The organism is Glaciecola sp. 1036, assembly GCF_050306235.1.
In the GTDB taxonomy this organism is placed as follows: domain Bacteria; phylum Pseudomonadota; class Gammaproteobacteria; order Enterobacterales; family Alteromonadaceae; genus Glaciecola.
Window position 1 is genome coordinate 492,641 of record NZ_JBLWFH010000002.1, and the last position, 25,415, is coordinate 518,055.

30 protein-coding genes are annotated in these 25,415 nt (G+C 40.6%); 8 read left to right on the forward strand and 22 right to left on the reverse strand.

The features are described 5' to 3' along the window. The 5 genes from ACNKW3_RS04805 to rutA are packed head-to-tail and all read right to left on the reverse strand — an operon-like array spanning nt 1 to nt 3,670. The gene (locus ACNKW3_RS04805; protein ID WP_427398130.1) at nt 1-591 is read right to left on the reverse strand and encodes a malonic semialdehyde reductase; all 591 of its coding nucleotides are present in this window, start codon (nt 589-591) and stop codon (nt 1-3) included. A gap of 24 nt (nt 592-615) precedes the next feature. After that, nucleotides 616-1,404, reverse strand: coding sequence for a pyrimidine utilization protein D (rutD, locus tag ACNKW3_RS04810; protein ID WP_427398131.1), 789 nt, complete (start codon nt 1,402-1,404; stop codon nt 616-618). Between the two features lie 23 nt (nt 1,405-1,427). After that, entirely contained in the window at nt 1,428-1,811 is a 384-nt protein-coding gene (gene rutC, locus ACNKW3_RS04815) for a pyrimidine utilization protein C (protein ID WP_427398132.1), read from the reverse strand. Between the two features lie 27 nt (nt 1,812-1,838). Further along, nucleotides 1,839-2,582 carry a pyrimidine utilization protein B gene (rutB, locus tag ACNKW3_RS04820; protein ID WP_427398133.1) on the reverse strand — a complete coding sequence of 248 codons (744 nt, stop codon included), beginning with the start codon at nt 2,580-2,582 and terminating at the stop codon, nt 1,839-1,841. Beyond that, entirely contained in the window at nt 2,582-3,670 is a 1,089-nt protein-coding gene (gene rutA / locus ACNKW3_RS04825) for a pyrimidine utilization protein A (protein ID WP_427398134.1), read from the reverse strand. The genes rutB and rutA overlap by 1 nt, the downstream gene beginning before the upstream one ends. A gap of 303 nt (nt 3,671-3,973) precedes the next feature. Between rutA and ACNKW3_RS04830 the strand changes: the two genes are divergently transcribed. After that, nucleotides 3,974-4,810 carry a PhzF family phenazine biosynthesis protein gene (locus ACNKW3_RS04830; protein WP_427398135.1) on the forward strand — a complete coding sequence of 279 codons (837 nt, stop codon included), beginning with the start codon at nt 3,974-3,976 and terminating at the stop codon, nt 4,808-4,810. A 198-nt stretch (nt 4,811-5,008) separates the two neighbouring features. Here the strand turns inward: ACNKW3_RS04830 and ACNKW3_RS04835 are convergent, their stop codons facing one another. Genes ACNKW3_RS04835 through ACNKW3_RS04855 form a run of 5 tightly spaced genes read right to left on the reverse strand, consistent with a single transcriptional unit; the run spans nt 5,009 to nt 9,870 of the window. Beyond that, nucleotides 5,009-5,389: an energy transducer TonB gene (locus ACNKW3_RS04835; RefSeq protein WP_427398136.1), complete on the reverse strand. Its 381-nt coding sequence runs from the start codon at nt 5,387-5,389 to the stop codon at nt 5,009-5,011. A 57-nt stretch (nt 5,390-5,446) separates the two neighbouring features. Further along, complete coding sequence (yghU, locus tag ACNKW3_RS04840) at nt 5,447-6,295, reverse strand: glutathione-dependent disulfide-bond oxidoreductase (protein ID WP_427398137.1); 849 nt, start codon at nt 6,293-6,295, stop codon at nt 5,447-5,449. A 17-nt stretch (nt 6,296-6,312) separates the two neighbouring features. Next, on the reverse strand, nt 6,313-6,897 hold the full coding sequence (locus ACNKW3_RS04845) for a DUF3750 domain-containing protein (RefSeq protein WP_427398138.1): 585 nt from the start codon (nt 6,895-6,897) through the stop codon (nt 6,313-6,315). After that, entirely contained in the window at nt 6,869-7,450 is a 582-nt protein-coding gene (locus ACNKW3_RS04850) for an IMPACT family protein (RefSeq protein ID WP_427398139.1), read from the reverse strand. The genes ACNKW3_RS04845 and ACNKW3_RS04850 overlap by 29 nt, the downstream gene beginning before the upstream one ends. 2 nt (nt 7,451-7,452) lie before the next feature. Continuing rightward, nucleotides 7,453-9,870, reverse strand: coding sequence for an alpha/beta hydrolase family protein (locus tag ACNKW3_RS04855; protein ID WP_427398140.1), 2,418 nt, complete (start codon nt 9,868-9,870; stop codon nt 7,453-7,455). A gap of 157 nt (nt 9,871-10,027) precedes the next feature. On the opposite strand from ACNKW3_RS04855, the gene thpR reads away from it, so the two are divergent. Continuing rightward, a complete protein-coding gene (gene thpR, locus ACNKW3_RS04860; protein ID WP_427398141.1) occupies nt 10,028-10,540 on the forward strand; it encodes an RNA 2',3'-cyclic phosphodiesterase in 513 nt (170 codons plus the stop codon). 54 nt (nt 10,541-10,594) lie between these two features. Continuing rightward, nucleotides 10,595-11,116, forward strand: coding sequence for a retropepsin-like aspartic protease family protein (locus ACNKW3_RS04865; protein WP_427398142.1), 522 nt, complete (start codon nt 10,595-10,597; stop codon nt 11,114-11,116). Here ACNKW3_RS04865 and ACNKW3_RS04870 read toward each other — a convergent pair. From ACNKW3_RS04870 to ACNKW3_RS04900, 7 genes are all read right to left on the reverse strand, one after another. Beyond that, nucleotides 11,113-11,835 carry an HAD-IA family hydrolase gene (locus ACNKW3_RS04870; protein ID WP_427398143.1) on the reverse strand — a complete coding sequence of 241 codons (723 nt, stop codon included), beginning with the start codon at nt 11,833-11,835 and terminating at the stop codon, nt 11,113-11,115. The genes ACNKW3_RS04865 and ACNKW3_RS04870 overlap by 4 nt on opposite strands. Then, a complete protein-coding gene (locus ACNKW3_RS04875) occupies nt 11,832-12,749 on the reverse strand; it encodes a tyrosine recombinase XerC (protein ID WP_427398144.1) in 918 nt (305 codons plus the stop codon). Before ACNKW3_RS04875 ends, ACNKW3_RS04870 begins: the two co-directional genes overlap by 4 nt. Nucleotides 12,750-12,766: 17 nt before the next feature. Continuing rightward, on the reverse strand, nt 12,767-13,450 hold the full coding sequence (locus ACNKW3_RS04880) for a DUF484 family protein (RefSeq protein WP_427398145.1): 684 nt from the start codon (nt 13,448-13,450) through the stop codon (nt 12,767-12,769). Further along, nucleotides 13,447-14,313, reverse strand: coding sequence for a diaminopimelate epimerase (gene dapF / locus ACNKW3_RS04885; RefSeq protein WP_427398146.1), 867 nt, complete (start codon nt 14,311-14,313; stop codon nt 13,447-13,449). The genes ACNKW3_RS04880 and dapF overlap by 4 nt, the downstream gene beginning before the upstream one ends. Beyond that, complete coding sequence (lysA, locus tag ACNKW3_RS04890; RefSeq protein ID WP_427398147.1) at nt 14,313-15,566, reverse strand: diaminopimelate decarboxylase; 1,254 nt, start codon at nt 15,564-15,566, stop codon at nt 14,313-14,315. The genes dapF and lysA overlap by 1 nt, the downstream gene beginning before the upstream one ends. Then, nucleotides 15,566-15,712 carry an LPS translocon maturation chaperone LptM gene (gene lptM, locus ACNKW3_RS04895; RefSeq protein ID WP_427398148.1) on the reverse strand — a complete coding sequence of 49 codons (147 nt, stop codon included), beginning with the start codon at nt 15,710-15,712 and terminating at the stop codon, nt 15,566-15,568. The genes lysA and lptM overlap by 1 nt, the downstream gene beginning before the upstream one ends. A gap of 156 nt (nt 15,713-15,868) precedes the next feature. After that, on the reverse strand, nt 15,869-16,438 hold the full coding sequence (locus ACNKW3_RS04900; RefSeq protein ID WP_427398149.1) for a YSC84-related protein: 570 nt from the start codon (nt 16,436-16,438) through the stop codon (nt 15,869-15,871). A gap of 357 nt (nt 16,439-16,795) precedes the next feature. Between ACNKW3_RS04900 and rfbB the strand changes: the two genes are divergently transcribed. The 4 genes from rfbB to rfbC are packed head-to-tail and all read left to right on the forward strand — an operon-like array spanning nt 16,796 to nt 20,157. Further along, entirely contained in the window at nt 16,796-17,860 is a 1,065-nt protein-coding gene (gene rfbB / locus ACNKW3_RS04905) for a dTDP-glucose 4,6-dehydratase (protein WP_427398150.1), read from the forward strand. Between the two features lies 1 nt (nt 17,861). After that, nucleotides 17,862-18,737: a glucose-1-phosphate thymidylyltransferase RfbA gene (rfbA, locus tag ACNKW3_RS04910; RefSeq protein WP_427398151.1), complete on the forward strand. Its 876-nt coding sequence runs from the start codon at nt 17,862-17,864 to the stop codon at nt 18,735-18,737. Further along, entirely contained in the window at nt 18,734-19,627 is an 894-nt protein-coding gene (rfbD, locus tag ACNKW3_RS04915; RefSeq protein WP_427398152.1) for a dTDP-4-dehydrorhamnose reductase, read from the forward strand. The genes rfbA and rfbD overlap by 4 nt, the downstream gene beginning before the upstream one ends. After that, nucleotides 19,624-20,157, forward strand: a complete 534-nt coding sequence (gene rfbC / locus ACNKW3_RS04920; protein WP_427398153.1) for a dTDP-4-dehydrorhamnose 3,5-epimerase — start codon at nt 19,624-19,626, stop codon at nt 20,155-20,157. Before rfbD ends, rfbC begins: the two co-directional genes overlap by 4 nt. Nucleotides 20,158-20,201: 44 nt before the next feature. Here rfbC and ACNKW3_RS04925 read toward each other — a convergent pair whose 3' ends face one another. Together ACNKW3_RS04925 and ACNKW3_RS04930 are read right to left on the reverse strand one after the other, a co-directional pair. Next, nucleotides 20,202-21,275: an MJ1255/VC2487 family glycosyltransferase gene (locus tag ACNKW3_RS04925; protein WP_427398154.1), complete on the reverse strand. Its 1,074-nt coding sequence runs from the start codon at nt 21,273-21,275 to the stop codon at nt 20,202-20,204. Nucleotides 21,276-21,278: 3 nt separating this feature from the next. Next, a complete protein-coding gene (locus ACNKW3_RS04930) occupies nt 21,279-21,803 on the reverse strand; it encodes a phosphatase PAP2 family protein (protein ID WP_427398155.1) in 525 nt (174 codons plus the stop codon). Between the two features lie 204 nt (nt 21,804-22,007). Between ACNKW3_RS04930 and rraA the strand changes: the two genes are divergently transcribed. Further along, on the forward strand, nt 22,008-22,499 hold the full coding sequence (rraA, locus tag ACNKW3_RS04935; protein ID WP_427398156.1) for a ribonuclease E activity regulator RraA: 492 nt from the start codon (nt 22,008-22,010) through the stop codon (nt 22,497-22,499). Nucleotides 22,500-22,526: 27 nt separating this feature from the next. On the opposite strand, the gene ACNKW3_RS04940 is transcribed toward rraA, so the two are convergent. From ACNKW3_RS04940 to mpl, 3 genes are read right to left on the reverse strand one after another with little or no spacing between them, the layout of a single operon-like run. Next, on the reverse strand, nt 22,527-23,306 hold the full coding sequence (locus ACNKW3_RS04940; RefSeq protein WP_427398157.1) for a S1/P1 nuclease: 780 nt from the start codon (nt 23,304-23,306) through the stop codon (nt 22,527-22,529). Nucleotides 23,307-23,323: 17 nt separating this feature from the next. Next, on the reverse strand, nt 23,324-23,941 hold the full coding sequence (locus ACNKW3_RS04945; protein ID WP_427398158.1) for a flavin prenyltransferase UbiX: 618 nt from the start codon (nt 23,939-23,941) through the stop codon (nt 23,324-23,326). Nucleotides 23,942-23,943: 2 nt separating this feature from the next. Further along, entirely contained in the window at nt 23,944-25,332 is a 1,389-nt protein-coding gene (mpl, locus tag ACNKW3_RS04950) for a UDP-N-acetylmuramate:L-alanyl-gamma-D-glutamyl-meso-diaminopimelate ligase (protein ID WP_427398159.1), read from the reverse strand. Nucleotides 25,333-25,415: the final 83 nt, after the last annotated feature.

A 25,415-nucleotide genomic window follows, 5' to 3' on the forward strand; every position in this document is an offset into this window, starting at 1 on the left:
TTATAAAATCTGGCAGGCTTCATCAAAACTAAGTCGTGGTAATCGTTTATGCACCTTTTCATTATCTCCATATCCCAAATTTATCAAGAAGTTAACTTTCCAAGTACTGTCGGAAAAAAAGGTTTTATTTAATAACTCGGCGTCAAATCCTGACATGGCGCCTGAATCAAGACCTAGCGCTCTTGCAGCGCAAATAAAGTAGGCACCTTGTAATGAACTATTGCGCATTGCGGTTTCATGAGCCGCCTCTGGACTTGAAGTGAACCAGCTTTTTGCGTCTGCATAAGGAAATAAGGTCGGTAATTGTTCATAAAACTCGCTATCGTATGCCACTATCACAGTGCAAGGTGCAGATATTGTCTGTTCAAGATTACCACTGGACAAACAGGGCTTGAGTTTTTCGATGGATTCTTCGGATAGTAGAAAAACAAAACGGGCAGGGCAGCAGTTAGCAGACGTCGGCCCGAGTTTGGTTAAGTCATAAAGTTGTGTCAGTATTTGTTGAGGAATGGCTCTATCAAGCCAGCTGGTATGAGTATGCGCTTCAGTGAATAATTGTGCTAATGCTGCGTCATTTAGTGGTTCTGTCATTTCTAAATTTCTCTTAGTTTAACTTTATTGGTTTGCTACATGCGAAACCAGATAAGATTCGATAATAGGGTTAAATAATCCGGGTACAGTCACCGATGATGCATGGCCACCATATTCCATTACAATCATTTTGGCGTTTGGTAATTTATTGGCCAAAATTTGTGAACGCTGCCAAGGGACCAACAGGTCGTCTTTATTGGCTAAGACCAAACAGTCTATATTGATTTTTTCTAACTGATTTTCAACATCAAATATACTTAGTGCGTGAATTCTTGCCAACAAATTATCAGTGTCAGGAAACTTTGTTAGCATATGCTTTTCTTCTTCTTGGAGCATCTCAATATTTTCTGATATCCAATCAGGTGGGTATAGCAATAGGGCTTGCATCTGCAAGAATACTGATGGAGAACAATTTGCCAAAATAGCTTTTCTAATATCGAAACAACGCAGAGTATGAGGATTTGGACTACTCCACGCGTTGACCAGTGCTAAACTTTTTATCATTTCGGGACGCAAAAGGGCAGCTTCTAATCCTACTAACCCCCCAACCGCATGTCCTACAAAATGACAGTTATCTACCTCAAGCTTGTCAACAAGACCAATAAATTCATTGGCCATATGTTTTATGCTGTAGTCGGAGGGTAGCTTAGCTGGACTTCTGCCCGTACCTAAATGATCATAAAGCAATATTCTAAAACGGCTTTTAAATGAATCTAATTGGGGTTTCCAAAAGTTTGCAGACCCACCAAGGCCAGAACTAAAAGCTAATACTGGCGCCTTAGGATCATTTACGCCATGCCATTCAAAATACATTTAGCCAACCTATAAAATATCCTCTATCCAATGTGAGCAATACTTGCAATTTCGATAAGCGCGTCGGGCTTAACTAAACCAGATTGAATACAATAGCGAGCGGGTTTTTCTCCGGGGAAATACTCCGCGTAGACTTTGTTTACTGCGGCATAATTTGCCCAATCAGTAATGAAAATAGAGTTAAAGGTAACATCGTCCATTGTACCGCCAGCGGTTTCAATCACGCTTTTAATAGTTTCTAACACATGACGTGTTTGGGCTTCGGCGTCCCCGACATGGACAACGTTGTTGTCTTTATCAAACGGTAAAGTGCCCGAAACATACAAAATATTATCAGCCATAGAGCCAGGTACATAAGGGGCAATAGGTTTACTTGTACCTTCTGGAATGATGGATTTTTTGCTCATATCCGTTGTCCTTATTTGTAATTGATATTAATGCGAATTAGTTAGAGTGCGACAAAAATCTTCAACATTGGCGACCCAGCCAAAAAAGGTTTCGATGTTAAAAAGTGAAGCTAGATGAATCTCCGGAGGACCCGCTTGATAGGTAGCATCTGATAAAATCACACAGAAATACTCTAAAAAGAAGCCATCTCTTATGGTTGATTCCACGCAAACATTAGTGGCGATACCGGTAAACACCAAATTGCGAATTCCTCGACTGCGTAACATGCTGTCGAGGTTGGTGTTATAAAAACCACTGTAGCGAGTCTTTGGGATCACCATATCATTGGGTTGCGGCGTTAATTGATCCACAAGTTGATAATCCCAGGTACCCTTGGCCAATAAACTTCCTTCTAGTTCAGGTTGTTTGCGCATGGTTTTCAATGCGTTTGATTTATACCAGTTGGGCGATCCAGGCCCGCCGGCTTCTTGATATTGCGGATCCCATCCATTCTGAAAAAATACCACGGGTATGTTTACTTCTCGGGCCTTTTGAATAGCCTTTAAGGTACTTTCAATTACGGGCCCAGTAGTGGATACATCAAAGCCTGCTTTATCAAGATACCCATTTTTACTGGCATAGGCATTTTGTAAATCGACCACGATTAATGCAGTTTCAGACGCAGTGAATAACAGGGGCTCTGGTTTAGCGGGAAGTACCAATGCCTCAGCATTTGATTTATTTTCATCCGCAAAATAACCCGCAACATCTAACGGCTTGCCTACAGACATTAAGCCGCTCCCGAAGAACTATACAGATGTTGTCTTGATTTCATCAACGGCTGAATTTTATTGCCAAAATCATCCATGCCCTGAATAAAATCATCAAAAGTAAGTAGCACGCCTTCACAACCAGGCACAGTGGCAATTTCATCCATCATAGCTGCCACACTTTCATAAGAACCCACAAGGGTGCCCATATTCAGGTTAACCGCAGACGTTGGATTGGTCATATCACGCACATTGGTATCTTTCCCCGACTTTTTATCTACTGCGCCTTGTTCAGCCATCCAATCTAATGCCGCTTGATCTTTACCATCTTTGTAGCTTTGCCATTTCGCCATAGCTTTTTCGTCGGTTTCGTCGGCGATTATCATAATAAGCACTGTAGAACCTACTTTGCGTCCCGCTTTATCAGCAGCCTCGATAAGTCTTTCTGCCGTAGGCGCAAAAGCTGTTGGAGTGTTTAATCCCTTGCCGAAACAAAAATTATAATCCGCGTGTTTAGCGGTAAATGCCATGCCCGCAGCACTTTGGCCTGCACAGATAATGGGGATTTTACGTGACGGCTTAGGCAACATTCGGCAGTCATCCATTTGGAAATGATCACCCTTAAAGTCGCTTTGACCGGTTTCCCATAGCTCGGTGACTACTTGGATATACTCGTCCAGATACTCATATCGATTACCGAAAAATTCGTCTCCAGGCCACATACCCATTTGAGAATATTCAGGACGCTGCCATCCAGTAATAAGATTTACTCCAAAGCGCCCATGGGAAATGGAATCTATGGTAGTCGCCATTCGCGCCATAATTGCCGGTGGCATAACTAGGGTAGCGGCAGTTGCATAAAGTTGGATTTTTGAAGTAACCGCGGCAAGTCCTGCCATTAAGGTAAATGACTCTAAATTGTAATCCCAAAACTCGGTTTCACCGCCAAAACCACGTAACTTGATCATAGAAAGCGCAAAATCTAAGCCGTATTCTTCTGCTTTGATGACTATTTCTTTGTTCAGGTCGAAAGTGGGTTTGTATTGAGGTGAAGTTTTGGAAATTAGCCAACCATTGTTACCGATGGGAATAAATACACCTATATCCATATACTTCCTCGCTTATTTTGAATGTAATCTAGTCAGGAATTTTTTTGCATTACTTTGTTTACTAAGTGATGCGAGTAAAAATTAATCACGCACAAAACAAGCCAAAATTTAAATTCAATATAAATCAATAGCTTAATTTAAAAACCAAATAAAAAGCAGACCAACTGGTCCAATTTGGTTCAATTAAAATCAAGATTTTGTTCCTAACTGGTGCAAATAGAAGCAATGTTTTTAACTTTTTGAAAGTTTAGATACTCTGCGTAGGTCAACTTGTTAAGTTATTTACTTTTTTGAGGACAGGCGATGAACGTACAACGTGTAGCAGCATTTAGTAATGGAGCGGAAGGAGGTAACCCCGCCGGTGTGGTTTTAGGTAAAGAAGCGCTTGATGAAGCGAGTATGCGCAAGATTGCTGCCGAGGTAGGATATTCCGAGACTGCATTTGCATATCCGATAAACGAAGATAAATCTGCGTGGCGGGTAAGGTATTTCTCGCCTGAATCTGAAGTGCCTTTTTGTGGTCATGCTACTATTGCATTGGGCGCGGCGCTCGGTGAAGAAGCTGGTCCTGGTGAATATCAGCTGACCATCAACGATGCACAAATTTCGGTTACTACTGAAAAAACGTCAAGTGGAATTACTGCCACGCTAACCTCTCCCCCGACTAACAGTCGAAATGTCACTGAACAAGAATTGACTGAAGTTTTAGCATTATTCTCTCTTACAACGACTGATTTATCAGAAACATTATCCCCTGCTTTTATTCACGGTGGATCTAACCATATTGTGCTTGCACTTAACGACAGAAGTACACTAGCCAATATAGATTATTCGTTGCAAGCGGGTAAGTTGTTAATGGATAAGTTAGGACTTGTAACTGTGATGTTGGTCTACATAGAAAATCCCCAAGAATTTATAGTGCGTAATGCGTTTGCCTCGGGTGGCGTATTGGAAGATCCCGCAACTGGCGCAGCAGCGGCAGCTTTTGCTGGCTACCTGCGAGACATAGATTGGCCTCATGGTGGCAAGTTTACTATTCGCCAAGGAGAAGATATGGGTGCTCCGTCTATCATCCATGTAAGTTTATCCGATGAGAAAGGTAGTCCGGTGTCGGTTTCAGGTACGGCACGTAATTTGTAATTTGCTAATGTCTTGTTGGGAGTTCCCGTGTCGAGCACGGGATGACGGCTATTTCGCACGGGATGACGATTGATTCGCACGGGATGACGGCTGTTTCACACGGGGAGACGAAATATCATACCAAACGTCATAGCGGCGAATGCCGCTATCCCCTGCTAAGCAACGGATTACGAATAGTTCTCTAGGGATAGCGGAAAACTACTTCGACGCCATGTTAAAGACTAATTTGCGAGTAACTTGAACCTGCCGTTGCTCGGGGTTTTGTTCGGTTGCTTGATAGTGCAAAGATTCGATGCCCTGTAATGCGATACTATTCCATTGCTGTTTTTCATCAGACGCAATTAACGTTAATTCCTGCACGTTGCCCTGTTCGTCTATGACATAGCTGACTTCAACCCAGCCGGGCGAGCTTATATTTGATAATGCGTTACGGTCTATGAGGAAGTGGCCGTTGTTGTCGGCTATCCAGTATAGCGCTAAATCTTTTTCGTCAACGCTTAAAGGTTTTTTGGATGTTTCGGTATTTTGCGAGCATGCAAATAAAAACAACAAGCTGATTGGAATTAAAATTAACTTCATATTGGGTTACTCGCAAAGCCAACGCTGGTGATCACCAGCGTATTCAATTGTATCGAACTAGACCTTGCCTTCAAAGTCTTTTGCGCTATGTCGCTCTTTAAGTTGAAACTCATCATCGCCCCATATTTTATTCACCAGCTTTCCGCGTTTGACGCCAGGTCGAGCGGCTAGTTGATCGGTCCAGCGTTTAAGATGAGTATATTCCTGAACTTGTAAAAATTCACCTGCTTCGTACAGCTTACTTTGGGCCATTAGACCGTACCATGGCCAAATCGCCATATCCGCTATGCTGTAATGATCACCGGCGATAAATTCGTTATTCGCAAGTTGTTTATCTAACACATCAAGTTGGCGTTTTACTTCCATGGCATATCGATTTATCGGGTATTCATATTTTTCTGGTGCATAAGCATAAAAGTGTCCGAATCCGCCACCTAGGAAGGGAGCACTGCCCATTTGCCACATTAACCAGTTTATAGTTTCTGTTCGCGGAGGCCCTGAAGTAGGCAAAAATTGACCAAATTTTTCTGCCAGGTGCATTAAAATGCTACCTGATTCAAACACTCTTACAGCTGTTCCTGATGTGTAATCAAACAATGCTGGAATTTTAGAATTCGGATTGGCGCTAACAAAACCAGAACCAAATTGATCACCTTCGGAGATATTGATTAGCCAGGCGTCATATTCAGCTTCTGAAATGCCTAATTCTAATAGCTCTTCAAACATAATGGTGGCTTTTACACCGTTAGGGGTCGCCAAAGAATAAAGTTGAAACTTATGCTCTCCTTTGGGCAGTTCTTGTTCATGAGTACTGCCTGATATGGGGCGATTGATATTAGCAAATTTTCCACCGCTGGCTTTATCCCACGTCCAAATTTTAGGTGGGGTATAAGTATCATTCGACATTTTTAAATTTTCTCCATTTATTCTTCTGAATCTGCGTAGCCACTACCGATAGCACTAAACGGCATATCTACGGCTAAGGCGGGAATTTTCAAACCCAACCAAGCAGGGAAAGTATTGCTATTTGGGCCGGGTACTAGGGTATATTCATTGGCCCAAGGATACTCTGCGGCATATTTTTCAATCTGAGGTAATAAAATTTCTGCATCTTTACCTATGATTGATACAAACTTTTCTGGTTTTGCACCATACCAATATCTATCTGGATATTTCGTCGTATATTCCCGCAACGCTGGCAATCCTCGATCAACTCGCCAGCCTACTACTTCATAGACCTTGTATTCTTCTGCATTCTTTCGCTTAATTGCAACCCAAGTATGCATCGCGAACCAACCACGCCAACTAAAGGCATCTGCGGCATAGAATTCGATCACTGCATCTTTCACTTTCTCTGGATCTGGTGCGATTCCAGCGGGCTCTCTGGAGGCTGTTTGCCAATCATTGTTTGCACAAGATGAGAGTGATAAAGCTAAAACAATTAAAGTGACCAAACAAAGGAATTTGAATAAAAGATTTCTATCGGTGGTGAAACTGGGCAAAAGCATTGAACTCCTTAACTAAATCTACAGGTATATACGCTGCGATTTGTACTTTAGATGAATAATTTACCTGATCAATTTCACAATTATGTTGTTGTAACCAGTGGCGAAGATCATTTTCATGACTAAAATCCACCTCGACTTTTGTGAGTTCTGTGGCCACAAAGTTGGCGGTAGATAAACTCAGTAGTACTTGGTTTGCAGTGTTCGAATAGGCGCGCACTAGGCCGCCGGCACCCAATTTGATGCCACCAAAATATCGGCTTACAACAATAACGATATCACCCACGTCATTGTGTTGGAGCACATTTAAAATGGGTTTTCCCGCTGTGCCAGAGGGTTCGCCATCGTCTGACATTGCGACACTTTTAGGCTGTTTAGGATCGCCCAACAAATACGCCCAACAATGATGTCGGGCGTCTGGATATTTCTGTTGGCAGAGAGACACTGCATTAAGTGCCTCAGCGCGCGATTTAGCTAAACTGGCATAGCCATGAAATTTACTTTTTTTCTCTTCAAATAGTATTTCATTGGCTACATCAGGGACTTTATAGCTCAAATTTAATCGTCCTTTTTGTCCTTGTTCTTCACATATTTTTCCAACCAAGCATCTTGTTCCCATAACAGGTGTAAGATACTTTCTTTGGCTCTATAGCCATGGGATTCTTTTGGTAGCATCACCAAACGTGCTGTTGCACCCAATCCTTTAAGAGCATTAAAGTAACGCTCACTTTGCAGTGGATAAGTGCCAGAATTATTGTCTGCTTCGCCATGAATCAATAGTAAAGGCGTTTTCATTTTATCCGCATGCATGAAAGGAGACATGCTGTAATAGACTTCGGGGGCTTCCCAATAGGTTCTCTCTTCAGATTGGAAACCAAAGGGGGTCAAGGTACGGTTATAAGCACCGCTTCGGGCTATGCCTGCGGCAAATAAATCTGAATGGCTGAGCAAATTTGCAACCATGAAAGCGCCATAACTATGTCCTCCAACCGCTACACGCTCGGGATCAATAATTCCTCGTTGATCTAGAGTATCAATAGCGGCTTTGGCGTTGGCAACTAACTGGGTTCTAAAGCTATCATTGGGCTCCTCGTCACCTTCACCGACGATAGGAAATGAAGCGTCATCCAGTACAACGTATCCACGAGTTACCCAATAAATAGGCGACCCCCAAAATGGATAAGTAAATTCGTTTGGATTTTGTGTGTTTTGGCCAGCACTTGATTTATCTTTATATTCGCGAGGATAAGCCCACAATATCATTGGATAACGCTTACCTTCTTCATAATCCAACGGCAAATACAAGGTAGCCGATAGGTCTAAGCCATCTTCGCGTTGATAAGATATCACTTCTTTTTTAACGCTTTCTAGGCTTTCAAACGGATTCTCAAAATCGGTTAATTGTACTAGGGTACCTTTTTCTAGATTACGGAAGTAGTAATTAGGATATTCGTTCTTAGATTCAATTCGCACCAACAATTGCTGATTTTCAACATCAAAATCATTCAGATTTTCAATTTTATCGGAATAGCTTGATTGATATAACCTTGTTGTTTCACCACTGTCCAAATTGAATTTATCGACAAAGGGAAATTGGCCTTTTTCAGAATATCCATCTCCAAGTAGAAACAGATTTTCATCTTTCATTGCTAGAACATCACGACCAAAATTATTGGGTGAAGTAACAAAATTACCAGGATCACTGTATCTGTCTTGATAATTACGGTCATTAATGACTTTTACCGGGGTTTCAGGCGTTGAAGGATCAAACCAATAAGTTTTGGTATTACGGGTATTCCACCAATAATCATAGGCTATGGCATTGTTGTCGTTACCCCAAGTCACGCTGTAAAACCGATTAATGGTTTTAAACAAACTAGTGGGTGCTTGATTGAAAGGTGCTTCAAGAATAAAAAACTCATCTCGGTAATCAACTTGCTTTTCAGGATCGCCCTCGTCCAGAGCTACTGCATAAGCCAATGTTGCTGGCATATCTTGTCGCCACTGAATATTGCGTTTTCCTTGGCGGGTAGCCATAAAGCCTTTGGGTAAATCTTCAAGAAGTGGCACAGATTCAATGGTACTGACCATTTTTGCATTTTTGGTGTAAGCGTTTATATCGTGAGGAAAACGTCGGTAAGGTACCAAGTAAGAAAAAGGCTTTTTATATTGGGTGACCAACACATATTCCCCATCAGGAGACACACTGACATCACCATACATTCCCACATCTAACCATTTACTGCTTTTACCTTTAAGCGTAACGCGATGTAATTCTGAAAGTGCAAGTTGCTCAAAATTAAATTCATCATCTTTATTTTTCAACAAATCTTGATAAGTGCGGTTTTGCGCTTTCTTACCATCGCTTACGGAGATTGTTGGGCCTTGAGGAACTGACTCAGCAGTGTCAATCAATCCCTGTTTTTTAGCTGGAATACGTTTAACTAATAATGCTTTACTGTCGGCAAACCAATTAATGGTGTCTCCCATATTTGCATTGATATCGGCTTGTTTTAACAGTCGCTTGGCTTTAGCGTTATGAATATCAAGCAACCAAAGCTCAGTGCCGGTTGATGTTGTGTTGGTCAATGCTATATAACGTTGGTCAGGTGACCATCTAAAATTAGTCAACCTAGGTGTTTCTGGTAAGCCCTTAACATCGATTGCTTTACTTTCACCTACTTTTTGAATTTGCACATCGTTATAAAATGTTACGCGGCTTCCAATATTGGTTTTAGGATTAATGCGTAAACCTGCGAGACGCATCTCTTTTTCTGATAATTCTGCGATAGACTTGTAGGTATTACGATAGAGTAAGACCATGTATTCGCGTTTATCGTCGATCAAAGTTGCGGGCGCTAATTTGACATCCACAAGATTATTAATTTCCTCGGGAGGGGTTTGATAATCTAAGGCAACTTGCGCTTGTAAATGCCAGCTTAAAAGGAGAGCGCAGATAGCGATCAATTTTTTCATTTTATACTCTTTTATTGGATTATTCTGTCGAATGTAACTATCGCAACTTATCCTAAAAACTACAATCAAAGAATGTAACTAGTGTTTTCAGTGAGAAGTTGAAACACTGAGAATTTTTTCATACTGTGATCAATGCGAAACAAATCGGGAGAAATGGATGCGTTTATTTTTAGGCTTAGATTTAGCACCAAGCACAAAAATGCAAATTGATCATTGGCGTCATAAAGTCTTACCTGAATTTCCTAAAGTAGTGCCAGCAGCCAATTTTCATATTACATTAGCATTTTTGGGTAGTGTGGAACCAAGGCAACTGGAAAATTTAATCTTAGGCATTGATAATCTGCAGTTACCCAAAGTAGAAATAATCTTAGATACCCTTGGTTTTTGGTCAAAGCCACAGATATTGTTTTTGGGAACAAAAACTGTAACCGCTGAATTAGAGGCCTTAGCCAAGCGCCTGAGCGGCGTAGCTAGAAGTTGCAATATAGACGTGCGTCAGGGCGAATACAGACCACATGTAACCTTGGTAAGAAAAGTTAAAAATAATCCGCCGTGCGCTTTAATTGATCCTAGCTTTGAATGTAAATTTTCCATGATGCATCTTTTTGAATCGGTATCAGGAAAACAGGGAGTTCACTACCCAATACGACATTCATGGTCATTAAATTAAGAACTTACGTATGAAGTTAGGTCGCATTGCGAATTAGAGAGGAATTGAAACAGAATGCAAGATGAAGTAAGCAAGATGGGAAAGGGCATGTTTATAGCTGCTTGGGTGGTTATTTTTGGCCTGTTAATTATGTATTTTTCGGGCATGTTAGACAGTCAGTATAATCCCAATCAAAATCCCACTACCGTAGTATCGGGTAACAGCGCGGAAGTAACACTAAAAGCAAATCGTTATGGTCATTATGTCAGCAATGGCACGATTAACGGCAAAGAAGTCACTTTCTTACTCGACACAGGAGCAACTTCGGTTACCGTAGGTTCCCATTTGGCGGATGAACTAGGATTGGTGCCAGGGCAACGTTTTCAAGCCCAAACAGCAAATGGTACGGTGACTGTCGCTCGAACCGTGATATCTGAACTTAGTCTTGGAGATATTACTCTGCGAAACGTTGAGGCTGCAATTAATCCAGGTATGCCACAAGATGAAATTCTGTTGGGTATGAGCGCTTTGCGTTACCTTGAATTAACCCAACGAGCGGACTCATTGATTATTCGGGCAGACAATAGCAGTTTTTAACTAGGTATAAGTTGAATCAGGTCGCTGAGGGATCTAAGTTGAATGTGTGGCAACACTGTTAGTACTTCGTTGCTGATTAGCATCTTTCGATCATCTGCATACCAAGCTGAGCTGTAGCCTGCATTAATTGCACCCTTTACATCCTTTTCTAAATTGTCACCTACATGCAAAATATTTGCTGGTGGCACGGCTAAAAGATTACTGGCTTTATCAAACATGTCTGGGTTTGGTTTCATGCGACCATCCTTACCCGCATGTAAAACATGTTTAAAGTAGTTACTGATGCCAATAGCTTCGCAATCAACGTTACCATTTGTGATAGCAACTAATGAAAAATGTTGTGCAAGCGCGGAGAGTACATCAACTATTTCTTGGCGTACTGAAAAATCACTTCGCTTGTTATAAAAAGTAGTAAAGCAATCTTCTACTGCGTTTGGAATAAGTTCAGGACTCATTTGAATATGCATAAAAGCCTTGGTTAAAACGGCCTTTCTTTGGGAGCCCATATCGTGTTGTAAACTCGGATCGGATGCTAGAGCATCCTTTTTAAACCTTAGCCAATCGGGTTTGTTTAGTGCAGACGCTGCAGGATAGGTTTTCTCTATGTGATTGGATAACGATTTTTCTGCCGCTCGAATAATCGGTGTGTTGTCATAGAAAGTATCGTCAATATCAAAGGTAATGGCGCTAATACGGGGCAGAGATTTGTAAACTATCACTTCTTTTTCGCTCTTGGATGGGCCTTATCATATACCTGCGCCAGATGTTGGAAGTTTAAATGTGTATAAACTTGCGTGGTCGACAAATTAGCGTGGCCTAATAATTCTTGTACGCCGCGTAAATCGTTACTGGATTCTAATACATGAGTGGCGAATGAATGACGCAATGTATGAGGACTTATCTTTTGGTAAAGAGTTTGCTGTTTAGCCCAATGGGATAATCGATTCGCAACTTGACGGTTGGATAATCGATTGCGCTGTTTGCTGACAAATAAGGCTTCAGGATCAGTGTCTGGGTTGTAAGCTTGGCGTACTTTAAGGTAATTTTTCAGAGCAGTTCTTGCCTTGTCACCAATTGGAATTCGCCTTTGTTTATTGCCTTTACCGACCACACTTAAATCACCAGAATCTAGAATGTCTTTTACATTTAATCCGGTAAGTTCTGAAAGCCGTATTCCACAACCGTACAATAATTCAAAAATAGCTTTGTCTCTGGCGACTAAAAATTCGTCACCTTCAAAATCCAGTAAAGCAGCCATTTCGTCAACATTCAGTTGCTTGGGTAAAGGTTTGTTTTGTTTGATAGATTTAACAGATTTTGCAGGGTTATTGGTAAGTAAACCTTTACTTACAAGATGTTGGCAAAAATTTCGAATCACAGTTAAGCGTAAATTGATACTGCGCGAAGCGAGACCACTTAAACTACATTGTTGAATTAATTTTTTGATTTTAGCTACAGTTAACTCTTCCACTGTTTGAAGATCTAACAACTCAATTGTTGCCACTAACTGTCGTTGGTAATTATTTACTGTGTGTGCAGATAGTTGTCGTTGAATCCGTAGTTCAGTGATGAAGTCGACCACCGAAGCATAAATCGGGCGATGTTCCAATGCTTCTTCGTCGACTGTATGCATGCGGCTAGGCTTCCAAATTATTGGCTATTGTTCAAAATGCGATCTAAATGAAATGCCAAAAACTCATTTAAATATTGTAACAATGTAGTATCCATTTCAGGGGTAAAGTGCACAGGATCGTCACTGGCGATAGCTAAGACTGCAATGGCTGGATTGTCACCAATACGTATTAGTGCCACAGAGCCTAATTCGTCCTGATTGAACAACATTTGCTTTTCATGTTTACCTAAGCGACCAAAATAATAGCCTTTGTTGGACAATTTTTTCTCTAATAGACTCTTTTGCGGCAATTCCGGTAATCGCTCATTATCATTTAGGAGCACTAAATTGACTTCCAACATGCCCAGCTTTTCGCATAAATGCTGTTGCAAAACACTTTCGAGTTCAGCTAGTTGCTGACATTTAGATATAGCGAAATTTAAATCTGCATAAGTGGTGTATATCACTTCATTGCGTTTGGCATTGTGAATCAAAGATTCTAGCTGTTTCTTCTGATGCTTAACTTTGTCTCTGTATTGTTCAAGCTGAATCTGGGTTAATGACACTATGCCCTGATTTTGATGATGAATTTGCATATCAGCGAGCACATCTTTATGACGTAGAAAGAAATCCGGATGTGCGACCAAATAATCCGCAACATCTTGAGCATCAATTCCTGCTTTTTCTAGTAGTGTTTTATCTAAAGATGCGTTGTTACTCATAGTTGAAATTGTCCATCATAAACATGTTCAGCGGGGCCAGACATTTTTAAATTTGTATCTTTACCTTGCCATTTAATTTTAAGCTTTCCACCGAGTAATTCAACGTTAACTTCCTCATCAAGGTGACCTTGCTTCTGACCAATGGCGACTGCTGCGCAAGCCCCACTGCCACATGCGAGAGTTTCACCTGCGCCTCGTTCGAAAACTCTTAATTTAATATTTGAACGATCAATTATCTGCATGAACCCCACATTGACGCCTTCGGGAAACCGTTCATGTTGACCTAGAATAGTGCCTACACCTTTGACATCAAAGTTGTTCAAATCGTCCACACTAAGCACACAGTGTGGGTTACCCATGCTAACGACACCACAGAAAAACGTTTGGTCATTGTCGCGAATAATATAGGTATTTTCTTCCTTTTGAGCTTTAAACGGTACTTCTGTCGGTTCAAAATTTGGTTTGCCCATATTGACCGTTACTAAACCATCTCTTTCGATATACAACACCATGCGACCGGCTTTAGTACTGACCACGATTTTATTTTTGTTAATCAAACCATTATTTTTCACAAATCGAGCAAAACATCTGGCGCCATTTCCGCATTGGGACACTTCTGAGCCGTCTGCATTAAATATTCGATAGTGAAAATCTTGGTCAGGGTCATAAGGAGGTTCAACCAATAATAGCTGGTCAAAGCCAATGCCGAAATGCCGATCTGCTAACTGAATAATTTTTTCTTTCGAAAAAAATACATTTTGGGTCACGTTATCAATGACAACAAAATCGTTCCCAAGTCCATGCATTTTACTAAACTGAATAGTGGATTTTTTTGCTTGTTTTTGACGTTGTTGTTGGGCCATTAGTCTTCGACCTTAAACTCATTTTCAAACAATTGTTCAACGCGTTCACGAGCTCGAACCAATCTACTAATCTCTCCGTCAACCATAACTTCAGCGGGGCGGCATCGAGTATTGTAGTTGCTGGCCATAACAAAACCGTAGGCACCAGCGCTTCTTACCGCAAGTAAATCATTGGGTTGAATACGCAGCTCTCTGTCTTTCCCTAAGAAGTCACCTGTTTCACAAACGGGCCCGACTATGTCGTATACTGCAGGTTCGGCTTCAGATGCTTTATTGACTTCTTCAATTTTTTGCCAAGCACTATAAAGGGCAGGGCGGATCAAATCGTTCATGGCAGCATCTACAATGGCAAAATTTTTCTCAACCCCTTGTTTAAGAAATTCCACTTTGGTGATTAGAATTCCTGCGTTTGCTGCTATTGCTCTTCCCGGCTCAAAAATCAGGGTCAGATGTTCTCGACCTTTTAGGCATTTAGCCATAGCTTCGGCATATTCTTGTGGGTGAGGAGGTTTTTCTCCACTATAGGTAACACCAAGCCCGCCACCGACGTCTAAATGCGCTATTTTTATGCCTTGGACAGCTAGGTCATCAATGAGTTTTAACAGCTTATTTAACGCGTCTACAAAAGGTGATAGCTCTGTTAATTGCGAACCTATGTGACAGTCCATGCCTTTCACTTCAAGGTGTGACATCTGATGGGCGGTTTTATAAGTTTCGATAGCATCTTCGTGGGCAATGCCAAACTTGTTAGCTTTAAGCCCAGTTGAAATATAAGGGTGTGTTTTAGCATCAACATCAGGGTTAATACGCAAAGAAATAGGCGCTACTTTATCTAAAGATTTTGCTACCTGATTGATGCGTTCTAATTCAGGAATCGATTCCACGTTAAAACAAAAAATGTCTTGTTCTAATGCAAATTTGATTTCGTCTGCGGTTTTACCAACGCCAGAAAAAACTACTTTGAGAGGATCACCGCCAGCGGCTAAAACGCGAGCAAGTTCGCCTCCTGAAACAATGTCAAAACCAGATCCTAATTTTGCAAGAACAGAAAGAACACCTATGTTCGAATTTGCTTTAACTGCATAACAAATTAAATGTTTGTGATTACTCACTGCATCGTCAAACGCTTTCCAGTGGCGCTCAAGGGTAGCTCTTGAATACACATAGGTTGGCGTGCCAAATTCATTTGCTATATCAGTAACAGCCACAGACTCCGCATACAGGGTTTGGTCCTTTACATTAAAAAAGTCCATTACTGCTCCTCCTGCTCGGGTGTTGATTCTGGTGTCTGTTCTTGATTACTCGGTGCCTCATCGGGCAAATATAGCGGACCACGTTGTCCACAGGCTGATAAAGCACTTAACAATAGAATGCCTATTAGCCGTTTTTTTAACTGCATAACAATGTAATTTTCTCGATTTACGAATGCCCTAAAGATGCACGTCAAACAACGAAAATGCAAGCGCTATGCTTTGATTAGAATAAAAAATTCTGCGCCGAATTGCTTTCTAGACAATAACCGAGCGCAGAATATGATGGTTGGGTTAGATTTGAATTAGTTGAGTTCTGAATCAGGCCAGAATTTAGTACCTTTTACAGTCGCTTGTAAAGCAAGACCTGTTTCGGTAAATGTATAAACAGTGACACCACCATAATATGCTTCACCTTCAATAGATTTACCTTTGTCAGCTGCTTTTGCAGATGCGTCAGCATTGCCACCAAACGTCCAGCCATTTTCGACAAAATCGTTCATTGCTTCTTCGGTGTGAAAAACCATAACAATACGGTAATCTTTAGCACCAATGCCCAGACCAACTCCACCTTCGGCCATATTCATGTAGGTTTTCTGCCCAGTAGTTTGATTATTTACTACACCATAGCCTGTCCCTGCTGCTATGAAAAATATATTTAAATTCGCATTAGAAAATGTGGCATAGCCTGGAGACGCCGCAATCTCTTGTCTCGCCGCTGCTTTTTTCTGATAAAGTTTGGCCAAAACTTCTTCCTGCATGTCTAAAATAGCTTGGCGCTTTTGTGCTGGCGTACCATCACCAGATGAGGCACAAGCACCTAACATCAAAAGCATTAAAAATAACGAAACACCTTTTACAAAATTCGCTTGCATGGCAAAGCTCCTTCTACCTAATTGAAAATAATATGGTGTAGATAAGAACTTTACTTTTCTACACTTTTAACGTTTGCGAGCTGTTGATAGTTACGCTGATAATCAAAAAACAGATCGGGGGGGCCGCGGTGATGTTGTAAATAGTTATGCATTTACCCAATGCAAAAGTTTAATATTTTGAAGTCCAACTATAAGATGAACACATTGCGCCTTAATGAAAGTTAAATATAATCGCAAAAAGAGCGATAGTTTGAGATATTAATTGTTCAATTTTAAGACATTCAGTATAGAAATTCTTTATTTATCGATGTAATAATGGGTTAGTACGCAGTTTATGTAAAAATAGATAGGGAAATTATGAGAGTTTTAATTACTGGAGGAGCTGGATTTATTGGTTCAGCAGTTGTGAGACACATTATTTTGAACACCAAGGATGAGGTGTGCAATATTGATAAGCTCACCTATGCAGGTAATTTGGCTTCTCTGCAAAGTATAGAGCATAGTTCAAGATACTCATTCGCGCTAATTGACATTTGTGACAATGAGGCAGTTAACAAAATATTTCAGAGTTTTCGCCCACATGTAGTCATGCACTTGGCTGCCGAAAGCCATGTTGATAGATCTATCGACGGTCCTGCTGATTTTATTTCAACAAATATAGTTGGCACTTACACACTCCTCGAAGCTGCTAGAACCTACTACTCAGAACTCTCTGATGACGAAAAGGCACTCTTTCGTTTCCACCATATTTCGACGGATGAAGTGTTTGGTGATCTGGTTGGTAAAGATGACTTTTTTACAGAAACAACGCCTTATGATCCCAGTAGCCCCTATTCAGCCAGTAAAGCAAGTTCTGACCATTTAGTTAGAGCTTGGCATCGAACGTTTAATCTACCTGTTTTAGTCACTAACTGTTCAAATAATTACGGCCCATTTCATTTTCCAGAAAAGTTAATACCACTGATAATATTAAACGCTATCCATGGTAAACCTTTGCCTGTATATGGCGACGGCAAACAAATAAGGGATTGGTTATTTGTTGAAGATCATGCCCGAGCACTATACAGAGTAGTTTGTGAAGGAGAAGTTGGCCAAACCTACAATATAGGTGGGCATAACGAAAAAGAAAATATCGAAGTAGTGTTGAAAATTTGTGAATTGTTAGAAGAACTGCGACCTAATAAACCTCAAGGGGTTAATTTCTATAGAGATTTGATTACCTATGTCAATGATCGACCCGGTCATGACCAACGTTATGCCATTGACGCTAGCAAAATTCAAAAAGATCTTGGTTGGACGCCAGAAGAATCTTTCGAAACGGGATTAAAGAAAACCGTCGTCTGGTATTTAAATAATACACAATGGTGGCAAGACATTTTAAATTCTAAGTATCAAATGGAACGATTAGGACAAGGAGGCTGATTTGAGCAAGTGTAAAGGTATAGTGCTGGCTGGAGGATCTGGGACGCGTTTATTTCCCATTACAAGAGCAGTATCGAAACAACTCATTCCCGTTTACGATAAACCTATGATCTATTATCCAATAGCGACGCTTTTGTTAGCCGGTATACGTGAGATTTTAATTATCACCACACCAGAAGATAAGCTTGCTTTTCAAAGATTGCTGGGGGATGGTAGTCAATTTGGGATTCATTTTAGCTATGCTGAACAGCCAAGTCCTGACGGCTTAGCTCAAGCGTTTATTATAGGGGAGGACTTTATACAGGACGATAATGTGTGCCTTGTACTTGGCGACAATATTCATTACGGCCAGTCGTTTTCCTCTACTCTTCAATCTGCAATTAATAGAACCTCAGGGGCCACAGTCTTTGGTTATGCTGTGAAGGATCCGGAAAGGTTTGGAATCGTAGAATTTGATAAAAATAAAAAAGCAATATCAATTGAAGAAAAGCCTTTAAAGCCTAAATCTGATTATGCAGTAACTGGGTTGTATTTCTACGATAATGACGTGATTTCAATGGCAAAATCACTAAAACCCTCCGCTAGAGGTGAACTTGAGATAACCGATTTAAATCAAATTTATTTAAACCAAGATAAACTCCATGTAGAGATATTAGGTAGGGGATTTGCTTGGTTAGATACAGGAACCCATGACAGTATGCAGGATGCGTCTTCTTTTGTTAGGACGGTTCAACATATTCAGGGACTAAAGGTAGCTTGCTTGGAAGAGATTGCTTGGCGAAATGGTTGGTTAACAAACTCAGAATTGGAAGTGTTAGCGAGCCCAATGATGAAAAATGAGTATGGTCAATATTTAATGGGTTTACTTAAAAAATGACTAGACCTATTAAAATGCTCTTAACTGGAGGGGATGGACAATTAGGTAGAAAGATTGCTGAAGTTATACCTCACAATGTTGAGTTGCACGGTTTTAACAAACATAGTTTGGATATCACAAACAAAGATTTGTTGTTTACTACAATAGAACAAATACGCCCCGATGTCATTGTTAATGCTGCCGCGTATACTGCAGTGGATAAAGCTGAGGAAGAATTTGAGCTAGCAGATTTAATTAATCATACAGGTCCAGCATTACTCGCTGAGGCTGCTAATGAATATGACGCCACTTTGATACATGTCTCAACTGATTATGTGTTTTCAGGTGATTCAGAAAGTCTGTATAAAGAAACTGATTTACCTTCACCTATCAGTCAGTATGGTCTTTCGAAACTGCAAGGCGAAATCAGTATTCAAGAGATTACAGCGAAATATATTATCCTTAGAACTGCTTGGGTATTTTCAGAATACGGTAGCAACTTCGTAAAGACTATGTTGAAACTTGGTCAATCCCATACATCATTAAATATTGTTGCCGACCAATTTGGTGGCCCAACATATGCAGGACATTTAGCCGAAGCCATTCATCTAGTAGCAAATAAAGTAGTTGAAAAAGGGTTTAATGATTGGGGAATTTATCATTTTTCAGGTGAGCCCTATGTTAGTTGGTATGACTTTGCTGGTACCATTTTTGACGAAGCGAACAAACAAGGTGTTCTAGACCAAATTCCTAAATTGGGAGCCATAAAAAGTGACCAGTATCCCACAGCAGCGAAAAGACCACTTAATGCAAGACTGAATAACCGTAAAATCCGAAATACTTTTAATGTATATCCTAGTGATTGGAGGTTGGCGCTAAAAAACTTAAAACATTATTCGAGCAATTTATGAAAGTCATTGAAACTAGTATAAAAGATCTAAAAATTATCGAACCCCAGGTATTTGGAGACGAAAGAGGTTTTTTTGTTGAAACATTTCAAGAAGATAGGTATCGAGAGCAAGTCGGTATCGATTTGAAGTTTGTACAAGATAATCATTCTCGTTCCGGTAAAGGTGTTTTAAGAGGGCTACATTTTCAAATTACTAAACCCCAAGGAAAATTAGTCAGAGTAGTTAGTGGGGAAGTCTTTGATGTTGCTGTAGATATTCGCAAAGATTCTCCTACTTTCGGACAATGGGAAGGCGTTTTGTTAACTGGCAAAAATAAAAAGCAATTCTGGGTACCGCCGGGGTTTGCTCATGGATTTGTCGTTTTATCAGATTTCGCAGATTTCGAATATAAATGTACAGATTATTACGATCCCTCTGACGAAGGCTCCATTCGATATGATGATCCCGATTTAAATATAAATTGGCCTTCAGTGGGTGGCTATACAATTTCTGAAAAAGATTCAAAAGCGAAAGCATTTGTCGATTTATAAGATTCCTAAAGGCGATGCGGTTAAACATTGACTAAGCATTAATCCTAGATTCCCTCAAGTTTCCTTTTCATAGGCAAGGGAAAAGTGACTTGCTGCCATAATGTCGAACAAATCTCTTTTTTATCTTGCCAATTGCCGTTAGCAATCCAATCGATGAGTAATCGACAATTGGTGGGGTATTGTATTCTTACCCCTTCACGTTGTTGCAACCACTCATCAATATTTTCAGCTTCCAGAGAGTGAATAACCTGAGATGCACCAATTTCTTTAAGGGTATAGGCATTAGATAGTTGTTCATATTGACGATCTAAGGGTTTAACTAAAAGTGGTTTACCTAAGCTTAAGCATTCAGTGGAAAGTTCGAAGCCACAATTACTGATAACCCCACTGGATTTCTTTAAATCTCGTTTAAAATTTTCACTAGATAAAGGTTGCCAATTAATATTTCTGTCTTGTTCGGGCTGTTTTATTTCTGGATGATAACAATTGAAAGAATACTCACTGAGAATATGTAATTGTTCACGCACTAACTGCGTATTTTCAAAGGGTAAATACACCAAAAGGGTATTATCTAATGCATTGGTGGTTTGATGCGTGCACAGATCTGCAGACACGAAAGGCGGGATAATATCATAGCCAAAATGGTACCAATGGGTACCCAAACAATGGCTTGTTGGTGCAAAGTAATTGGTAATGACCTTATCTAGTAGCCCCTGTTTATGCTTTGGAACTTGATGCATAAAAGCTGCTTGATGAGAAACAGACATTGACGGTATGCCCGCTAATTTAGCAGCCCAAGCCGTTATGGGTTCAAAATCGTTTACCACTAAATCGTAATCATTCACCATCATGGTTTTGATTTCTTTGATTAGGGTAAAAAGGTTATTTTGAGTAAGGGTCTTACTGTAATGAATTTTACCATTTTGAGTGACAAAGGTTAGACCACGACCCATTTGATAGTCACCGAATACTTGCATATCAAAGTAGCCATTTTGTTGTCGTCCACTAAAAAAATAGTCGACAACCACATCATCACGTTCGTCAAAGCCCTTTGCCATATGGCGAGCGCGAGTGATATGTCCGTTACCGGTACCTTGAATACCGTACAATATGCGCATCTACTATCCTAAAATACTAATGCTTGTAAGAGCAAATGTGACGCCTAATGCCATGCCAATTAGCACATCCAATGGGAAATGTACGCGCAGAACAATGCGTGAAAGCCCGACTAAACTAGCCCACACATATGCCACTAAACCCAACGCAGGATAAAAGTGAGCAATTACTGTAGCCATTAGGAAAGCCGCTGCAGTATGACCCGAAGGTAAGCTAAATTTATCAGAAGGTACTATTACAGAGGAGAAGTTAGTAAACAGATCACAAGGTCGTCGACGTTTAAAACAATGTTTTAAAATTAGGTAGATGGGCACTTCTAGACTATATGCCAGTAGTGCAGTATAAAAAAATACTGTACCGTGCTCAGTATCTAAATAATAAAGAATAGCGGCGAGCACAAAATACAGGTGACCATCCCCTGTTTTGGAGACGGTTTTAAATAGTCTCATAACAGAAGTTTGATACTGATTTGTAGTTTGTTTAGCAATCCATTGAAACAGCTGTTGATCCAGATGTGCAAGGCGCTTCATATTCTACCTGTCATCTTTTGTGCATTTGAGCAAAGATTAAGCAGTAAGTATTAAAATAACGCGACAGATTTATGAAAACATTATGACAATGTATCAAAACTCGTATTTTTCAAAAAAATCATGGATTTTTGACTTCCGTCATTGAGCTTGATATGAATTTGGACTAGGGTATACGGGCGCTAAATAACTTTTGGATTTCATGCTATGGAATATAACACATCTGAGTTATGTGATTTGTTTGCCGATAGAATAGATGTACTCGAACCTATTTTTACCAGTTATGGTGGTCGCTATTCCTATGCGGGGGAAGTTACTACTATTAAGTGCTTTGAAGATAGAGGACTTGTTGACAAAGTACTTGCGACAGATGGACAAGGTAAGGTGCTATTAATCGACGGCGGTGGTTCTGTTAGACGGGCCTTATTAGACGCTGATAACGTGCAGCTTGCATTAGAAAATGGCTGGGAAGGCATTATATGCTACGGCGCTGTGCGTGAAATTGATTTATTAGAGGAATTTGATATTGGCGTACATGCCGTTAATTCTATTCCTTGTGCCGCTGATGCCAGAGAAGTTGGTGACCTAGATGTTGCGGTTAACTTTGCTGGGGTGACCTTCTTACCTGAAGATTTCGTTTATGCAGATGGCACAGGTATAGTGTTATCACCAGAACCACTTTCAATAGACGCGGACTGATAAAATATTAACGTGCTGCCAAAAAGTTTATTTGGCAGCTAGAGTATTTAAATAAGCTGCAATGCGCACACCAGCTTGTTGCAGTCTGTGTTTAACCGTCGGGCGATGGTCATAGAGATATTGCCAAGATATCTGATCACCCTCTGGATAAATAGTGTCACGGATTTCAGTGCTTTCTTTTATGTAAACTAAAGGATCGGCTGTTGTCCAAGCAACTACGTCTTGTTCACTAATTTTGGCAATTAGCCACTCACTAAGTTCGGTATAAGATAAATCTAGTCGACCAATCATGCCTGAATCCCATACACTGTGAAGATTGGTTTTGTTCCAGAAAAATTCTAACTTGACGTCATTACCGCCTCTGTCTGAGCCATTCCCTGCATGCAAGGGTTGGTGCAAATCACCAATCAGATGAATAATAAAGCGTAATGCTAATTGCTTTTCTTCTAGGGTAGACGTAGGTTTTTTTAGTGTCTTGGTAAACATAGCTAAAGCTGTTACCGCATCTCCCTCAGCGGGAATTTCGCTTTCACCATAAAGAGTATCCGGTGGTACGGTAACGTAATGAAAAGGATTAGCTGTTTTTTGCCAGAATTCTGCAGGATTTGATCTTTCATCATCGGCATAGGTTGACGCTTCCGCCAAGCTTTCGTTCGGTAATATTTGTTGCACCATAGCTTTGGCTTCAGGTGTTAGATAGTTTTCCGCTATCTTGCCAGTCACTCTGTGACCGGTTAATCCCCATGCCATCACTTGTTGAGAAGTAACTAATAGAAGTAATGCCGGTAATAAAATTCTGGTTTTCATGCTTTTTAGGTTTCCTGTTAGTTATTCGCTGGCTTATAGCCCCATCGCTCTACTAACCCTTGATCAATATTCAAATGATCTAAAATTCTGGCGACGACAAAGTTAACCAAATCGTCAATACTTTTAGGTTGATGATAAAACCCGGGAGCCGCTGGCATTATAGTAACTCCAATATTTGACAGTTTTAGCATGTTCTCTAAATGAATACTGGAAAAAGGCATTTCCCTGGGGACTAAAATCAGTTGTCCTTTTTCTTTAATAACCACATCTGCGGCGCGTTCAATCAAATTATCACTGGCACCACAGGCGATGGCGGATAAAGTACCTGTCGAGCATGGACATACGATCATTTGTTTTGGTGCGGCGGAACCAGAAGCTACGGGGGAAAACCATTCCTCTTTTCCACACAAGGTTATTTGATCAGGTTTTGCTTTTGTAAGCTCGCATAGGAAAGTTTGTGCTTGTTCTGGTTGTGAGGGGAGCTTAATATTTTCTTCTGTGGCAAGAACAACCTTGGCCGCAGAAGAAATTAACACAAAAACATGGAAGTCAGCGGCGACTAGAGCTTTTAACAACCTTAGGGCATAAGGAGACCCAGAAGCACCTGTGATTGCCAGCGTTATAGATGTAGCCATAACTATGCATTCTCCAAAGCAGTTAATAGTTTACCGTGAATGCCTTCAAATCCACCATTGCTCATAATAAGCACGTGGTCTCCTGGTTGCAATCTAGGTACTAAAGTCGCCACAATATCATCTGTATTACTGTGAATTTCTACCGGAGCTACACTGTTATCTACGGCATCATTCAGTGACCAATCGAGATTTTTAGGCTCCATAATGTGTACTTCGTCAGCAAGTTGCCAAGATTGTGACAGCTGATTTTTATGTACACCCATACGCATAGTATTGGATCTAGGTTCTAATACCGCGACAATTTTTTGATTACCCACTTTATTGCGTAAGCCTGCTATTGTGGTCTGTATAGCCGTAGGGTGGTGTGCAAAATCGTCATAGACAGTAATGCCATTTGCTACGCCCTTAATTTCCATTCGACGTTTTACGTTTTTGAAACTTGAAAGCGCGTTAATCGCATCTGAAACAGAAACGCCAGCATGGTGAGCCGCGGCGATAGCCATGAGAGCATTATGCATATTATGCTCACCTATGATTGACCAGTTTACTGTGCCTGCGAATTGGTGCATATGATGCACATCGAACACACTGCAATCTGATTTAGAAGGGTATGCCTGCCATGCTGCTTTTTTAGCATCGCCGATAAATTGTTTTTCGCTCCAACAACCCATTTCTAAGACTGCTTCAACGTTTACATCTGCGGCTCGAGAAATCACTAAACCATTTGCCGGTACTGTGCGCACACAGTGGTGAAATTGACGTTTGATGGCATCAAGATTATCGAAAATGTCTGCATGATCAAATTCGAGATTATTCAACACCAATGTCCGAGGTCGGTAATGGACAAACTTGGAGCGCTTATCAAAAAAAGCACTGTCATACTCGTCGGCTTCGATGACAAAAAAAGGCGTTTCACCAATACGCGCTGAAATCCCGAAGTTTTCAGGTACACCACCGATTAAAAACCCCGGTTTTAGTCCCACTTCTTCAAGTATCCAAGCTAGCATGCTTGTGGTGGTGGTTTTACCATGAGTACCTGCAACGGCTAGTACCCAGCGGTCTTTGAGCAGGTGATCTAGTAACCATTGCGGACCACTGGTATAGGGTAGATTTCTACTTAGTACATATTCTACCGCAGGATTTCCTCTGGCCATGGCATTGCCAATAATTACCATATCAGGTTCAGGCGAAAATTGAGAAGTATCGTATCCCTCCGATAATTCAATGCCCAATTGTTCAAGCTGAGTACTCATTGGTGGATACACATTTCGATCAGATCCGGTGACTTTGTAGCCCAAACTTTTAGCAATAGCTGCAATGCCGCCCATAAAAGTGCCGCAAATCCCTAAAATATGCACGTGTGTCATGTTGTTGTTCTTTTTCTCATTCATAATTTTATAGCTGAAGTGTATCAGAAGGTTATATGTAAGCCGAATAACTCATTTCATTAAATTGCTCAGACGGCTACAATGGC

Bases quoted from the DNA above. Each gene is read 5' to 3' on its own strand.
- ACNKW3_RS04930 (WP_427398155.1), bottom strand. From the start codon at position 21,803: ATGAAGCGCCTTGCACATCTGGATCAACAGCTGTTTCAATGGATTGCT.
- rfbD (WP_427398152.1), top strand. From the start codon at position 18,734: ATGACTAGACCTATTAAAATGCTCTTAACTGGAGGGGATGGACAATTA.
- ACNKW3_RS04835 (WP_427398136.1), bottom strand. From the start codon at position 5,389: ATGAAGTTAATTTTAATTCCAATCAGCTTGTTGTTTTTATTTGCATGC.
- rfbC (WP_427398153.1), top strand. From the start codon at position 19,624: ATGAAAGTCATTGAAACTAGTATAAAAGATCTAAAAATTATCGAACCC.
- thpR (WP_427398141.1), top strand. From the start codon at position 10,028: ATGCGTTTATTTTTAGGCTTAGATTTAGCACCAAGCACAAAAATGCAA.
- ACNKW3_RS04830 (WP_427398135.1), top strand. From the start codon at position 3,974: ATGAACGTACAACGTGTAGCAGCATTTAGTAATGGAGCGGAAGGAGGT.
- lysA (WP_427398147.1), bottom strand. From the start codon at position 15,566: ATGGACTTTTTTAATGTAAAGGACCAAACCCTGTATGCGGAGTCTGTG.
- ACNKW3_RS04855 (WP_427398140.1), bottom strand. From the start codon at position 9,870: ATGAAAAAATTGATCGCTATCTGCGCTCTCCTTTTAAGCTGGCATTTA.
- ACNKW3_RS04880 (WP_427398145.1), bottom strand. From the start codon at position 13,450: ATGAGTAACAACGCATCTTTAGATAAAACACTACTAGAAAAAGCAGGA.
- ACNKW3_RS04940 (WP_427398157.1), bottom strand. From the start codon at position 23,306: ATGAAAACCAGAATTTTATTACCGGCATTACTTCTATTAGTTACTTCT.
- ACNKW3_RS04925 (WP_427398154.1), bottom strand. From the start codon at position 21,275: ATGCGCATATTGTACGGTATTCAAGGTACCGGTAACGGACATATCACT.
- dapF (WP_427398146.1), bottom strand. From the start codon at position 14,313: ATGGCCCAACAACAACGTCAAAAACAAGCAAAAAAATCCACTATTCAG.
- rfbB (WP_427398150.1), top strand. From the start codon at position 16,796: ATGAGAGTTTTAATTACTGGAGGAGCTGGATTTATTGGTTCAGCAGTT.
- rutD (WP_427398131.1), bottom strand. From the start codon at position 1,404: ATGTATTTTGAATGGCATGGCGTAAATGATCCTAAGGCGCCAGTATTA.
- ACNKW3_RS04865 (WP_427398142.1), top strand. From the start codon at position 10,595: ATGCAAGATGAAGTAAGCAAGATGGGAAAGGGCATGTTTATAGCTGCT.
- rraA (WP_427398156.1), top strand. From the start codon at position 22,008: ATGGAATATAACACATCTGAGTTATGTGATTTGTTTGCCGATAGAATA.
- lptM (WP_427398148.1), bottom strand. From the start codon at position 15,712: ATGCAGTTAAAAAAACGGCTAATAGGCATTCTATTGTTAAGTGCTTTA.
- ACNKW3_RS04845 (WP_427398138.1), bottom strand. From the start codon at position 6,897: ATGCTTTTGCCCAGTTTCACCACCGATAGAAATCTTTTATTCAAATTC.
- ACNKW3_RS04805 (WP_427398130.1), bottom strand. From the start codon at position 591: ATGACAGAACCACTAAATGACGCAGCATTAGCACAATTATTCACTGAA.
- ACNKW3_RS04875 (WP_427398144.1), bottom strand. From the start codon at position 12,749: ATGCATACAGTCGACGAAGAAGCATTGGAACATCGCCCGATTTATGCT.
- ACNKW3_RS04900 (WP_427398149.1), bottom strand. From the start codon at position 16,438: ATGCAAGCGAATTTTGTAAAAGGTGTTTCGTTATTTTTAATGCTTTTG.
- rutA (WP_427398134.1), bottom strand. From the start codon at position 3,670: ATGGATATAGGTGTATTTATTCCCATCGGTAACAATGGTTGGCTAATT.
- rutB (WP_427398133.1), bottom strand. From the start codon at position 2,582: ATGTCTGTAGGCAAGCCGTTAGATGTTGCGGGTTATTTTGCGGATGAA.
- rutC (WP_427398132.1), bottom strand. From the start codon at position 1,811: ATGAGCAAAAAATCCATCATTCCAGAAGGTACAAGTAAACCTATTGCC.
- ACNKW3_RS04945 (WP_427398158.1), bottom strand. From the start codon at position 23,941: ATGGCTACATCTATAACGCTGGCAATCACAGGTGCTTCTGGGTCTCCT.
- yghU (WP_427398137.1), bottom strand. From the start codon at position 6,295: ATGTCGAATGATACTTATACCCCACCTAAAATTTGGACGTGGGATAAA.
- mpl (WP_427398159.1), bottom strand. From the start codon at position 25,332: ATGAATGAGAAAAAGAACAACAACATGACACACGTGCATATTTTAGGG.